Origin of the sequence: Mycobacterium sp. (assembly GCF_032162105.1) — a bacterium.
GTDB lineage: Bacteria > Actinomycetota > Actinomycetes > Mycobacteriales > Mycobacteriaceae > Mycobacterium.
The window spans coordinates 1-12,537 of the sequence record NZ_JAVRPS010000267.1 but is presented as its reverse complement, the minus strand read 5'-3'; the positions used below and the strand labels follow the sequence as shown (position 1 = coordinate 12,537).

General features: G+C 66.1%; 13 protein-coding genes and 1 pseudogene. 4 read left to right on the top strand and 10 right to left on the bottom strand.

What is annotated here, in order from left to right; all coding sequences use genetic code 11:
* The 5 genes from QOC69_RS13615 to QOC69_RS13595 form a co-directional block, all read right to left on the bottom strand.
* On the bottom strand, positions 1 to 476 hold a 476-nt coding region (locus tag QOC69_RS13615), incomplete at its 3' end, for a transposase (RefSeq protein ID WP_526440291.1).
* On the bottom strand, positions 476 to 694 hold the full coding sequence (locus QOC69_RS13610; RefSeq protein ID WP_526440289.1) for a transposase: 219 nt from the start codon (positions 692 to 694) through the stop codon (positions 476 to 478). The genes QOC69_RS13615 and QOC69_RS13610, both read right to left, overlap by 1 nt.
* 374 nt (positions 695 to 1,068) lie before the next feature.
* Positions 1,069 to 2,352, bottom strand: coding sequence for an MFS transporter (locus QOC69_RS13605; protein WP_526440287.1), 1,284 nt, complete (start codon positions 2,350 to 2,352; stop codon positions 1,069 to 1,071).
* Complete coding sequence (locus QOC69_RS13600; protein WP_526440285.1) at positions 2,349 to 3,593, bottom strand: MFS transporter; 1,245 nt, start codon at positions 3,591 to 3,593, stop codon at positions 2,349 to 2,351. The genes QOC69_RS13605 and QOC69_RS13600 overlap by 4 nt, the downstream gene beginning before the upstream one ends.
* A 222-nt stretch (positions 3,594 to 3,815) precedes the next feature.
* Positions 3,816 to 5,132, bottom strand: a complete 1,317-nt coding sequence (locus QOC69_RS13595; protein ID WP_526440282.1) for an NtaA/DmoA family FMN-dependent monooxygenase — start codon at positions 5,130 to 5,132, stop codon at positions 3,816 to 3,818.
* 180 nt (positions 5,133 to 5,312) lie between these two features.
* Between QOC69_RS13595 and QOC69_RS13590 the strand changes: the two genes are divergently transcribed.
* Positions 5,313 to 5,798, top strand: a complete 486-nt coding sequence (locus QOC69_RS13590; protein WP_526440280.1) for an NADPH-dependent FMN reductase — start codon at positions 5,313 to 5,315, stop codon at positions 5,796 to 5,798.
* Entirely contained in the window at positions 5,795 to 6,295 is a 501-nt protein-coding gene (locus QOC69_RS13585; protein WP_526440278.1) for a flavin reductase family protein, read from the top strand. The genes QOC69_RS13590 and QOC69_RS13585 overlap by 4 nt, the downstream gene beginning before the upstream one ends.
* Before the next feature lie 18 nt (positions 6,296 to 6,313).
* Here QOC69_RS13585 and QOC69_RS13580 read toward each other — a convergent pair whose 3' ends face one another.
* The gene (locus QOC69_RS13580) at positions 6,314 to 7,843 is read right to left on the bottom strand and encodes an ABC transporter substrate-binding protein (protein WP_526440276.1); all 1,530 of its coding nucleotides are present in this window, start codon (positions 7,841 to 7,843) and stop codon (positions 6,314 to 6,316) included.
* 234 nt (positions 7,844 to 8,077) lie between these two features.
* Entirely contained in the window at positions 8,078 to 9,391 is a 1,314-nt protein-coding gene (locus tag QOC69_RS13575; protein ID WP_526440274.1) for an NtaA/DmoA family FMN-dependent monooxygenase, read from the bottom strand.
* 109 nt (positions 9,392 to 9,500) lie between these two features.
* Here QOC69_RS13575 and QOC69_RS13570 point away from each other — a divergent pair, with 109 nt between their 5' ends.
* Both QOC69_RS13570 and QOC69_RS13565 read left to right on the top strand, forming a co-directional pair.
* Positions 9,501 to 9,923: a hypothetical protein gene (locus QOC69_RS13570; RefSeq protein ID WP_526440272.1), complete on the top strand. Its 423-nt coding sequence runs from the start codon at positions 9,501 to 9,503 to the stop codon at positions 9,921 to 9,923.
* A 58-nt stretch (positions 9,924 to 9,981) separates the two neighbouring features.
* The gene (locus QOC69_RS13565; RefSeq protein WP_526440270.1) at positions 9,982 to 11,139 is read left to right on the top strand and encodes a zinc-binding dehydrogenase; all 1,158 of its coding nucleotides are present in this window, start codon (positions 9,982 to 9,984) and stop codon (positions 11,137 to 11,139) included.
* A gap of 21 nt (positions 11,140 to 11,160) precedes the next feature.
* Here QOC69_RS13565 and QOC69_RS13560 read toward each other — a convergent pair whose 3' ends face one another.
* From QOC69_RS13560 to QOC69_RS13550, 3 genes and pseudogenes are all read right to left on the bottom strand, one after another.
* Complete coding sequence (locus QOC69_RS13560; protein WP_526440268.1) at positions 11,161 to 11,283, bottom strand: hypothetical protein; 123 nt, start codon at positions 11,281 to 11,283, stop codon at positions 11,161 to 11,163.
* Between the two features lie 180 nt (positions 11,284 to 11,463).
* Entirely contained in the window at positions 11,464 to 11,919 is a 456-nt protein-coding gene (locus QOC69_RS13555) for an STAS domain-containing protein (protein ID WP_526440266.1), read from the bottom strand.
* 179 nt (positions 11,920 to 12,098) lie between these two features.
* Positions 12,099 to 12,359 (bottom strand): annotated as a pseudogene (locus tag QOC69_RS13550) (LLM class flavin-dependent oxidoreductase); the annotation flags it as partial.
* Between the last annotated feature and the right edge of the window lie 178 nt (positions 12,360 to 12,537).

Here is a 12,537-nt window from a genome sequence, read left to right as displayed (position 1 = left end):
TGGCGTTTGATTTGGATCGTCTTCACCCGCCCCGACACCTGGCGATGCATATGAACTTTCACCTGCCCGATCCCTTGCAGATACACCCGCCGCGCCTCGGGCAGCCAGCGTGCGCCGTCACCGTCTTTGGGCCACTCCACACTGTCGAAACGGCCCTGCCCTTTGAAGCGCGGATGGCCGGCCTTCTGGCCGGCCTTCACCCGGCCGAAGAAACCCTGGAACGATTTGTTGAGGCGGCGCAGCGTGGCCTGCTGCGACGAGAATGACCACACCGCCACACCCGGGCGCGCCGACCGGATCTCCGTCAGATGCGCGGACTGATCCCCGTAATTGATGCGGGTCTTGCTGTGCGACCACCCATCCCGGCGTTCCTGCAACGCGGCGTTGTACAACTCCCGGTGGGTATCCACACACGCCGCCAACGCGATGTGCTGACGCGCGGTGGGCCGCAGTCGGAACACGTAGGCGCGCCTCATCACGCCACCTCGTCCCACTGATACTCGATGCTGCGACGCACCGTCGACTCCGAGACCTCACCGACCGACGCGGCGAAATACGACGACGAGCACCACACCGTCGCCAACCGGCCGGGGTACCCAAACTCCTGCCGCCATACCCGCGCCGTTCGGCCCGTGAATGCCCGCACCACCCGCGCCGGCACATCGGTCGAGCCGACACGCACCAACAGGTGCACGCGATCGTCCGCCCTGCGACGCCACCCCCCGCGAAGGACCCGGCACCGACACTTCGCACACCACACCACATGCAGACCCACCGAACACACCCCACCTGCAGTGCGGCGCAACCTGCTCTCGGGCATACCACGGACCCTACGAAGCGACACCGACAAACTCACCACCACACGCTGTTCACCAGCCCCGATCCCCCGCGGCCAAAGCCAACGGTCCCCACGGAGCGCACTCGTGGAACTTTTCGTGGCCTGCGTCCGTGCCTCCTCGCGTCGGCCAGCCCCTTTCCGTCGGGGCTGACCGAAACCTAGTGACGCGTGGTTGCGGTACCGGATCGCTCCCGTTCCCGCGGCATTGCGCCAGGGCAACGACGGTGCGCTCAAATGGGCTGCGGTGCGGCCGTAGGCGGGTTGTGGCCCAACAGGTCCCCGCGCCGTCGCAGCACGATCACGCCGAGCGCGGCAAGGCCGAGCACCGACGAGGTGACCAGCGCCGCCCTTGGGCCGAGCAGCTCCGCGCCAAGACCGATGGTGGCCATGCCGATGGGTAGCGCGCCGATCGCGGTGCTGAGCACGCCAAGGGCGACACCGCGCTCGTTGGCGCCAGCGGATTCGATGGCCAGCAAGCTCTGCATCGAGCCGAACCCGGCCTGGCCGACACCCGAGACGAACAGCGCGACGAACGCGACGCCCAACACGGGAACCGTCGCGAAGACGAACAGTCCAAGCAGCGCAATGGCCGAGCCGCAAGCGAACAACGTGCCGTGGCGGCGCAGCTCCCTGGTGCTGAGCGCCAGGCCCGCGGTGATCTGGCCGAGACCGGGAGCCGCAGCGAGCGCGCCGGCGAGCACCGCGCTTTGTGCGAACCCCTCGGCCAAGATGGGCACTAGCGGGATGTAGCCGAACATGCAGAGGTTCATCACGACCGTGACCGCGAGCATGGCGACAAACCGTCGGCTGCGTCGTATCAGGCTCGTGCTCGCCGCAATCTGGTCTCGCAGCGAGACCGAACCCGCCGCGAGGCGCGGGGCGGCGTACCGGGGGTGCGGGACGAACGCGAGCAGCACCGCGGACACGACCAGCAGCACACCCATCCCGGCGAATCCGGCGCCCATGCCGAGCTGCTGGATCAGGACACCGCCGACGAGGGTGCCGAACATCGCCGATCCCGCCTGCGCGGTCGACTCGATGGTCATTGCCTGGCTGGCCAGCCGCGGTCCGACCGTCTCGTAGATGAGCGGGCGCTGCGCGGTCATGTTGACCAGGCCGCCGATGCCGATGAAGAACATGAACGGGAAGGTCATCCACACCGTGACCCGACCGGACTGCACCGCGGCGAACATGAGGAATTCGATGGGAATGAGCACCAGTTGGACGCAGAGGATCAGCCGCTTGCGTTCGAACCTGTCGCTGATCACACCGGCGAAGAAGCCGCCAAGCAGCATCGGGACGAAGAAGAGCGCTCCAACCACCTGGTTGAGGATCGGCGAGTCCGCGATCTGGGTGAGCAGGTAGCTGGTCGTGAATAGACCGCCCCACCGGGTGGTGTGCCAGATCAACGAGCTCATGAACAGGTTGCGGTAGCCCGGCACTCGCAGCATGGAGCGGAGCCGTCCGCGGTCTGCAGCGTCGCACGGGACGGCGATCAGATCGTCGGCGGTCATGCGGCGGCAGCACGCCTGGCCACGGCGCGGCGCTGCAAGAGCACTCCGACCAGGACGGGAAGAGTGAGAACGGCGGAGCCGAGCGTGAGGGCGGCGAATCCGGCCCAGTTCATGACGAACCCGCAGATCACGCTGGCCAGCCCGCCGCACACGGCGGTGACGAGGTCTGCGGTTCCCTGCACCGGCACCCGGTATTCCACCGGGACGTGTTCTGTCAGCATGCTCGAGCCGCCGATGAGGGCCAGCGTCCAACCCAGCCCGAGCGCGAACATCGCCGCGAACATGAGCGCCACGTTGTCGGAGGAGAAAGCCGAGAGCCCGCACGCGGCCAACAGCACCAGCGCGCCGGCACGCAGCGAGGCCAACCTCCCCCTGCGGTCGGCGTAGCGGCCGACCAGCGGGCTGAACGCGAACATGCCTGCGATGTGCACCGAGACCACCACCGAGCTCACCGCCTCGTGGTCGTGGGCCTTCATGTCGATCGGCGCCATCGCCATCACGCCAACCATGACCGCCTGTGCGATGACCATTGCCAACAGCGCCAGTCGCGCCGCCGGCGAAGCGGCGATGGCGCGCACCGACTCCCGCAGCCGCACCGGCCGGTCCTTGGGGGCCATCCCTTGTTCGGCCGCGAACACCAGCAGCGGGTCGGGCCGCAGCCGGACCGCCACGTTCACTGCGGCGCACGCGAAGAAGAACGAGCTGAACAGCCACGGGCCTGCGTACATGTCCAGGCCGAACCACGCCATGCCGAGGTGTTCGGCCGGAATGACGAGGGTTGGGCCGAAGACGGCGCCGAAGGTCGACGCGAACAGGATTCGGCCCATCGCGCGGCCGCGTTGCTCCGGCTCGGCCAGATCGGTGGCGGCGTAGCGGGCCAGCAGGTTGGTCGCCGACCCGGCGCCATAGAGGAGCAGGCCGACCAGAAACACCGGGAGCACCGCCAATTGCACACCGACGCAGGCGATTACCCCGCCGACGACCGCGAGGCCGTAGCCCAACTGCATGCCGGCGCGCCGCCCGTAGCGGCGCATCACTAGCGACAGGATCTGGGCCATCGTGCCCGAGCCGGCCGTGACCGCTGCGGTCGAGATGCCTACCCATGGTGTGCCGACGCCAACGATGTCCTCCACGACGAATCCGCCGACGGTGATGGCTGCACCAAGGGCGGCGGCACCGACCACCTGGCCCATGACGAGCACGCGAAGGGTGCGCCGCTGCAACGTGGCCCGCTCGGCCATCGGCAGGGGGGACGCCAGGGAGATCGGATCAACCTTGTTCGCCTTGATGTTTCGCCCTCCTCGGCCGCGCCGCCATGGGCCGGCCTGACAACCGCCCGATCGGCACGGTAATGAGCCGGCATGACGGCGGCAGATCCAGTTGATTCCCGGACGATTGCGCCACACGAAGTGCGGCCTGATGAGACTCGAAGTGGCGCAATCGATGGTTAACCCACGGTGCGCCTAGAACTCCCGCAGCGTCTCCCGCAGCGTCGACTTGGTGTACTCGGTCCTAGTCAGCCCGAGGCGCTGCAGCTCGGGCACCAAACCGTCGGTGATCGACGAGATGTAGTTCCGATTCAGGTCCCACCCCGGCTTCATGATCAGAAAGCCGTCGCCGCCGATCTCCTCCATCGCCTCGCCCATCTCGCGGGCGACCTGTTCGGGCGTACCGATGAACTCGACGCCGGTGGTGGCCCAGTCGATTGCGAGTTTGCGCAGCGTCTTTTCCCCCGGGCTGCCGTCGCCACGCATGAAGTGCTCGAGCGAGCCCCGCTCGCCGTTGGTGGTCAGATCGGCCGGTAGTGGCTCGTCCCAGTCGAACTGCTTGAAGTCGATTTCGGTGTTGGACGAGATCCCGACCAGCTGCTTCTCGACGTAGCTCGCTCGCGCGGTGAGACGGTCGACCTCCGCTCGCGCCTCGGCCTCGGTCGGCGCGACCACCGGCGACACGCAGAACATCAGCTTGATGTCGTCGGGGTTTCGTCCCGCTTCTTTCGCGCGGGCCCGAATATCGTTGCGGTACTCCCGCATTCCTTCGACGCCGGTGCCCACGGCGACAATCGAGTCGGCGGCGCGGGCTGCGAAGGCCCGCCCGCGCGGGGAGGCCCCGGCCTGCAGGATCGTCGGCTTGTGCTGCGGCGAGGGCACCGTGTTGAGCGGCCCCCTGGACTTGAAGTACTTGCCGACGAAGTCGACCGTGCGCACCTTCTCGAAGTCGGCGTAGGTGTGGGTCTCGCGGTCCATCACGACCGCGTCGGCATCCCACGACTCCCAGAGCTGGTTGACGACGTCGAAGTACTCGTCAGCGACGTTGTAGCGCTCGTCGTGCTCGGGGAGCCCGTCGAGCCCGAAGTTCTGCGCGGCCCGGTCCTCGGCCGAGGACACGATGTTCCAGCCGAACCGGCCCTCGGCGATCGAATCCACCGTCGAGGCCAGCCGGGCCAGTAAGTACGGCGGGTAGAACGACGTCGACATCGTCGCGACCACTCCCAGCCGCGACGTGTGCGCCGCGATCAACACCGCCAGCGGAATCGGATCGTGCTTCGGCGCGAACACGGAGTTCTTCAACGAGCCCTCCATGGTGCCGCCGTAGGCGTCGGCCACCATCACGGTGTCCTCGATCATGATGTAGTCGAAGCAGGCGCGCTCCATGCTCTTCGCCATGTCGACGTAGAACCGGCCGTTGGGCCACTGCGCCACGTCCGGTGAGGCCCAGGGCGTATCCCATTCCGGTGGAATGAAGTTCATGAACCAGCCCAGGTGGAACTTCTTCGTCATCGCCATACTCCTTCGAATCGCTACGCGTTCATCAAACGACGGCCCGGTGTCCCGCCGGATTCGCCGCCGTAGCAGGGGCATTACGCCGCTCGCGAGCACACTCGGTCCCCGAGCCGCAGCGCAATGCAGGCTTTACGCTGCTGTGAGCAGGTTGTCGTCGGGCAGATGGAGGGTTTACACATGACCGTCGTAGTCGTAGGAAATCCCAAGCCGATGTCGCGGACGCGGGCCGCCGCTGAGTTGGTCGCCGAGAAACTGACCGGCGTCGCCCCCGAGCACGTGATCGACGTCGTCGACCTCGGCCCTGCCCTGCTCGGGTGGGGTGACCCGAAGGTGGCCGAGGCGAAGGAGATCGTGAAGTCCGCCGATTCCCTGGTGGTCGCCTCTCCCACGTTCAAGGCCACCTACACCGGCCTACTGAAACTGTTCCTCGACCAGTTCGGAGCGGGCGAGCTCGGTCAGATCACCACGTTTGCGCTCATGCTCGGCGGCTCGTACACCCACGCGCTCGCCCCCGAGTTGACGCTGCGCCCAGTCCTCGTCGAGATCGGCGCGAGCTGCCCGGCGCCGAGCCTGTATCTGCTCGACTCCGAGTACGACACGTCGCCGGATCTGGACAAGTGGCTCGACGTGGCCCGCCGGTTCGTCCCGCAGGTGTCGGCATGATCAGGGCGATCGACGACGACTTCGACCAGTCGCTGTTGCGGCAGGCCTTCGGTTGCTTCCCCAGCGGCGTCACGGCGTTCTGCGGTCTGCTCGACGGTGTCGCCGAGGGGATGGCGGCAAGTTCCTTCACCTCGGTCTCACTCGACCCGGCGCTGGTGTCGGTGTGCGTGGCCAATACCTCCACCACCTGGCCGAAGCTGGCGAAGCTCGAACGTCTCGGCCTGTCCGTGCTGGCCGGTGACCACGCACCCATCGCGCGGGCGCTGGCGTCCAAGACCGGTGACCGGTTCGACGGCGTCGACTGGACGGCGACCGACAGCGGCGCCGTGTTCGTGCACGGCGCGACGCTGTGGCTGGAGTGCACGCCGTTCAAGCGCGTCGCGGCCGGCGACCACGAGATCGTCGTGCTGCAGATCGTTGCACTGGCGATGTACCCCGATGTCGCGCCAATGGTCTTCCACCGCAGCAATTTTCACGAACTGGCGACTTCGGCCTGAACGGCGGGCGGCGGGCGATCAAGTCCGCTTGAGGGTTGGCGGCCAGAAGATGGCCGGATAGAACGAGTTGTCCTCGATGCCGGTCACGTGGTTGTGCGCGATCGTCGAGTTCGGTGGGAGGCAGAGCGGGATCCAGATTGCCTCGTCCAAGACGATCTGGCTGCACCGTTGGTAGATCGCTTCCGTCTGCGCCGTCGTCGGCTGCTTGATCGCCTCGTCCATCAGCTCGTCGAGCTCAGGGTTCGAGTACTGATAGAAGTTCAACGGCTTGGCGCCGGTCCGCAGCAAGATTCGAAACGTGGTGTCCAAGTGCAGTGCGTCACCACCGAGGAACGCCACCAACATGTCCGGACGCTTCTCGGGTGGCTGGTTGGCAAGGTCGAACATCTCGGCCGTGGGCATCGTTCGCACGGTGACGTCGAGCCCAAGGGCGGCGAGCTGGCTCTGCGCGAGCTCGGCCATCTGCTGGCGCGGCGCCCCGCCCTCGGCGGCCCACGCAAGGTCGATCTTCTTCGACGCAAGCGTGGGCACCATCGCCTTGAGCGCCGCGGAGTCGACCTGAGCTGGGAACGGGGCCAGCGCCGGATTGAGGGTGCGCTCCGGCCACATCGCGTCCTGCGCGGAGGTCAACCCGCCCCAAGAGGTGTCGACGATGGACTTGCGGTCCAGGGCCGTGAGCACGGCCTTGCGCAGCGCCTTGTCGGCGAAGAGGCCCGAGTTCGGGTTCAGCCAGATCGCCTCGCCGACACCGCCGAACGCATTGACGACAGAGAATTGCGGGTTCTGTTGGTACTGAAGAACGTCCGGGATCGCGAAGCCCTTCGTCACCATGTCGAACGCACCGGAGTCGAGCTGCAGCTTCTGCGTCGAAATGCTCGGCGTGATGTCGATGCGGATGGTCTGGAACGCGGGCTTCCCGCCCCAGTAGTCCCCGAATGCCTCCAACGTGTAGTGGCTACCGGGGACGAACTCCTTGAACACGTACGGCCCGGTGCCGGCGTCATTGGTCTTCAGCCAATCCTGGGCAAGATCGTCGCCCTTGGCGTTCTTGGCCACGGCGGTCGGGCTCACCGCGAACGGCTGCCACGGACAGGCCATGTAGTGCAGGAACGCGTTGTTGGGTTCCTTGAGCGTGACGACGAACGTCGTCGGGTTCGGCGCCGCGGTCTTGGCCACACCCGTAACCATGTAGGCCGGGCCCTGATTGACCTTTCCGCGGCGCTCGAAGCTCTTGATCCAGGACTCGGCGTCGGCGACCGTTCCGTCGTGGAACTTCACGCCGGGTTGCAGCGTGAACGTGTACGTCAGTAGGTCGGGCGAGATCGTCCACGACTTCGCCAGTCCTGGGATGATCTCCGACGAGCCGGACTTGTAGCGTACGAGTCCCTCGTAGGCCGACTCCATCACCTGGACACCCTCGCCCTCGTACATGATGTCGGGGTCGGGAACCTGCATGTCGGCGAGGAACGGCATGCGCAGGGTGAGCGTGTCACCGCCCGATCCGCCACCGCCACCACCACAGGCCGCGATCAGGGCCGCGAGGCTCATGCCACCGACCGTGAGACCGCTCGCCTTCAGAAACTTGCGGCGGTCCCATTCAGCCGAACGACCAGACGGGTTGCCGTACGAGTGTGCTTTGTCGAACACGAATGCCTCCTGCTTGGGTCATCTCTTGACCTGTGAGCACGGCATTCGTTGGCGTGCTTTCGTCAGGAGTAAATCGGCGTCGCGTGACGCATCCGCGTCGCGTCAGTACCCCTCGTATTACGCCGGGTTTCCGGCTCAGAACTCGAGCAGGTTCTCCCGGAACGTGCTGTGGTTGTAGCCGTCCCGGATGAGGCCGCGCTTGCGCAGTGCGGGTGCCAGGCCGTCGGCGATCTCGGCGATGTTGCGGCGGGTGACGGTCGGCGACAGCAGGAACCCGTCGCCTCCCACCTCCTCCATCGCCTCACCCATCTTCGCCGCCACGGTGTCCGGCGAGCCGACGAAGGCCAGGCCGGCATGGGTGTCGACAGTCGCGATGGCCTCGCGCAGCGTCTTGCCGCGGGCGCCTTCGATGAAGGTGCGCAGCGTGCTCGTCTCGCCGTTGCCCCACACGTCGGGGACCTCCTTGTCGAGGTCGAACGTGGAGAAGTCGAACTCACCGCCGGAGGTATAGCTGAGGCCCCACAACCTTCGCTCGATCGCCTTATCGCTCCAGGCTGCGGCCTTCATGTCCTCCTCGCGGGCCTGCGCGACGCGGTCGGTGTCGCCGAGGATCGGGTCGATCAGGAACAGGATCTTCAGCGTGCTCGGGTCGCGTCCGTACTCCTTCATCCTGCGGTGCATGTCCAGCCGGAACGCCTTCATGCCCTCGATGCTGGTGCCGTGCGCGAGCATCGATTCCGCGTACTTGGCGGCGAGATCGCGCCCGGCCGGCGAGGCGCCCGCTTGCACGATGACCGGTCGGCGCTGAGGGCCGGGAATGGTGTTGAGCGGCCCACGGGTCCGGAAGTACTTGCCCTCGAAGTCGACGGTATGCACCTTGGTGTGATCGGCGTAGCGCGGAGTTTCCTGGTCCACCAGGACGGCGCCGTCCTCCCACGAATCCCACAGCGCATCAACGGCTTCCATCCACTCCTTGGCCATCTCGTAGCGCTCGCTGTGCAGCATCAGCTCGTCGTAGCCGTACTGCTGCGCCGCGCGCGACGAGCTCCCGGTCACCACGTTCAGCCCGACCCGACCATCGGTCAGGTGGTCGAGGGTGGTCATCGTCCTGGCCGCCATGAACGGGTGATAGAAACTCGTCGACAGCGTGACGGCGATGCCGATGTGCTTCGTGCGCTGGGTCAGCAGCGGGATCAACGGGACGGGATCGCACTTCGGTGCCAGCAGACCGTACTTGAGCGTGGTCTCCATGGAGCGTCCGTAGGCGTCCTCGACCATGCTGGTGTCCTCGACCAGCAGGTAGTCGAAGCGGGCGCGTTCTAGCGACGCGGCCAGGTCGACGAACAAATCGCCCTTCATCCAATCGTGGCCGGTATTGCCCGCCCATGGATCCATCGCCCACGTCTGCACGCTGAAACCACTGCCCATGAACCAACCCAGATGAAACATGCCCACCTCCTTCAGGTGCGACCAATGTGGCGCGGAGTTGTTTCCGAGCGATGAGGCAGACGATTCCGCCCGTATTACGCTGGTTGAGTCGCCGTCGAACGGAGAGCACGTGGGAGACCACGATCCGACCGCCTCGGACACGCCAACCACCGTGCTGTCGGTCGGGCTGCATCCGAGCGCGATCGACTACGGCCGGTATCCCGGGTTGGACGAGGCGACGATGACCGCACGGATCGACGCCGGTGATGCCGCGCTGCGTGCAGCGGGATTCGACTTCGTGCCCTGCCGGGTACCCGCGACTCCCGATGACGCCGAGGCGGTGGTGCGTGACTGTGCCAAATCCCGAGCGTTTGGGGTCGTGATGATCGGTGCCGGCGTGCGGATGACACCCGAGCACACCGAGCTGTTCGAGCGGCTGGTCAACGTGATCAACGAAGTCGCGCCCGGTATCTCGTTCTGCTTCAACACATCACCGGAATCCACCATCGAGGCGCTACGCCGATGGGTGATACCGACCGAAGTTCCACGATGATCCCCGCCCAGTGTGATGCTGCATTGATGACGACGCCGAACCAGTGGAGGAGTGTTCGATGAAAGCGGTCAACTGTCTGGGCGGACAGCTCGAGGTCGTCGATGTCGCCGCGCCGCGCCCGGCCGACGGTCAATTGGTTCTCGACGTGCAACGCTGCGGCATCTGCGGCTCGGACCTACACGCCAAGGACCACGCCGACGAACTCGAAGACGTCATGGCGGCGCTGAGCTACCCCGATTTCATGCGCGGCGACACGCCTGTGGTGATGGGCCACGAGTTCTGCGGCGAGGTCGCCGAGCGCGGACGTCGTGTCGCCAAGGAATTCAAGGTCGGCACCACGGTCGTCTCCTTCCCGCTGGTGCGCGCTCACGGTGGCGTGCACCTAACCGGTCTCTCACCACTGGCGCCAGGAGCCTATGCCGAGCAGGTGCTGGCCGAGGCGGCGATGAGTTTCGTCGTTCCCAACGGGCTGTCGCCAGATGTCGCTGCGCTGACCGAACCGATGACGGTGGCCCTGCACGCGATCCGTCGCAGCGACGTCGGCAAACGGGACGTGGCCATCGTGGTCGGCTGCGGACCGATTGGCCTTGCGGTCATCTGCCATCTCAAGGCACTCGGCGTCCACACCATCGTCGCCAGTGACTTCTCGCCCGCGCGGCGGGCCCTGGCCACCCGGTGCGGCGCGGACGTCGTCGTCGACCCGGCCGTCGATTCCCCGTACGCCGCCGTGTCGTCGAAGGGCTTCGTGACCGATGCTCCTGCCCTCTACGAGCTCGGCGTCGGTTCGATGGAGAAGCTGCGCCGCCTACCGGGGTGGTCGCACGTCTACCGCGCGGTGGACGCCTTGGGCGCCGCGAGCCCGAAACGGCCGGTGATCTTCGAGTGCGTCGGCGTACCCGGCGTGATCGACGGCATCATCGGCGCAGCGCCGCTGAATTCGCGCGTCATGGTGGTCGGTGTGTGCATGGGTGACGACAAGCTGCGACCGGCGCTGGCGAACGGCAAGGAGATCGACCTGCGGTTCGTGTTCGGCTCCACTCCGCTGGAATTCCGCGACACCCTGTACATGCTGGCCGACGGAAAGTTGGACGCAGCGCCGCTGATCACCGGCACCGTCGGACTCGATGGCGTCGCCGCGGCGTTCGACGCGTTGGGTGATCCCGAAGCACACGCCAAGATCCTCATCGATCCCCGCAGCGCTGCCCTGGCGCCCTGACGGCTGGAGAGACGGTGTAGGTCACTCGCCTGCAGGGAACTCCGTTGACGCCGCGAGGCTCTTCTGGCCGTGGGAATCGTTGATCCGCTTCTCGAGAGTGCTGATGGTGCTGATGGTGCTGATGGTGCACGGCACCGGCGTCAAGCGACTACGACATCCAGTCGTCGGCGGTCTCGACCTCACCCAGGGACCCCGTCCGAGGATGGGCTGAAGCTTCTCGCCAGCAAGGCAGCGACTAGCGCGGGCCGACCGTCTTGTGACGACGGTGGAGCAAGTACCCGAGCCAACGGATGTCTAACAACACGTGTGATCGATCCTGACTTTTTAGGCGGACTTGCCGAGAATTGGCAGCAGTTGGCGCCGCTCGGACATGACGTCGGAGAAGTGATGCAGAGCCTCGGGCACCGAGTCCGCAGTGGGAACGACGCCTTGATCGCCGCGGAGCCGCAGCACTCGCAGCACCGATTGGCTTGCCACCAAGGACCATTCGACCTTTGCCTCGTCGCACAGGTCGTCGACGGCCTCGAAGAGCGCAACGCCGTTGGCAGCGAACGATCCCACGTCACCGAGATCGAGGATGACGGGCTTCTCGGCCAGGATGTAGTGCCGTACGCGCTCGATGAGAGCGTCGACGTTCGCGTCCGTGACCTCGCCACTGATGGAAACCACCGTCGCGAGGTGTCGGCACTGTGCACGCAGCTGTGCACCGCCACAGTCGACGGTCGGATTACCGTATCGGAAAGGCGAATTCGCAGCCGAACCATTTGACTTTGCAATCATGATGGCCTCCCTCCGGCGGCTCGATGATCGGTGACTGCCCAGTGCAGTCACGACAACTTAAGGCCGAAGGTAATCCGCCAACATAAGGTACCGGGGAGTAGCCACTAATACTTCGCTAAGAGTCGGCCCCGTGCCGCCAGCAAAAACCACGCGAGATCAAACGCCCCGAGGATGCCCGACTATGCCTCCACGGGTGTGAACGCACCGCGGTATTGCGCGGCGGGATGACGCTCACTGAGCAGGTCGCCGCCGAACAGCTTCGCCCGCGCCGTGCCGGGGGAGTACTCGCGCTGCGCCAGTCCCCGGTCCTGAAGGACCGGGATCACGTGATCGACGAACTCTTCGTAGCTGCCGGGAATGGTCGCGTTGACGACGTTGATGCCATCCACTCCGGCGTCGCGCCACTGCTCCAGTTGATCGGCGATGGTCTCTGGCGTCCCCCACGACGCGAGAATTGCGCCCGTTGCACCTGAGTGAGCGTTGGTGATCCATCAGGCGCTCTCCTTGCGGAGTTCCTTTGTCGCGGTTGCGACTCCGGTTTTGGCCTCATTGCTCGTGGCCGCCCGTTGTCGGGTGGTCTTACGTGAGCTCCCCAGGCCGCCGGTGGTTCCGAAGGTC

What these genes read in the sequence shown, in the direction of transcription:
- QOC69_RS13605 (WP_526440287.1), bottom strand. Translation starts at nt 2,352, where the DNA reads ATGACCGCCGACGATCTGATCGCCGTCCCGTGCGACGCTGCAGACCGC.
- QOC69_RS13600 (WP_526440285.1), bottom strand. Translation starts at nt 3,593, where the DNA reads ATGGCCGAGCGGGCCACGTTGCAGCGGCGCACCCTTCGCGTGCTCGTC.
- QOC69_RS13595 (WP_526440282.1), bottom strand. Translation starts at nt 5,132, where the DNA reads ATGACGAAGAAGTTCCACCTGGGCTGGTTCATGAACTTCATTCCACCG.
- QOC69_RS13590 (WP_526440280.1), top strand. Translation starts at nt 5,313, where the DNA reads ATGACCGTCGTAGTCGTAGGAAATCCCAAGCCGATGTCGCGGACGCGG.
- QOC69_RS13585 (WP_526440278.1), top strand. Translation starts at nt 5,795, where the DNA reads ATGATCAGGGCGATCGACGACGACTTCGACCAGTCGCTGTTGCGGCAG.
- QOC69_RS13580 (WP_526440276.1), bottom strand. Translation starts at nt 7,843, where the DNA reads ATGAGCCTCGCGGCCCTGATCGCGGCCTGTGGTGGTGGCGGTGGCGGA.
- QOC69_RS13575 (WP_526440274.1), bottom strand. Translation starts at nt 9,391, where the DNA reads ATGTTTCATCTGGGTTGGTTCATGGGCAGTGGTTTCAGCGTGCAGACG.
- QOC69_RS13565 (WP_526440270.1), top strand. Translation starts at nt 9,982, where the DNA reads ATGAAAGCGGTCAACTGTCTGGGCGGACAGCTCGAGGTCGTCGATGTC.
- QOC69_RS13555 (WP_526440266.1), bottom strand. Translation starts at nt 11,919, where the DNA reads ATGATTGCAAAGTCAAATGGTTCGGCTGCGAATTCGCCTTTCCGATAC.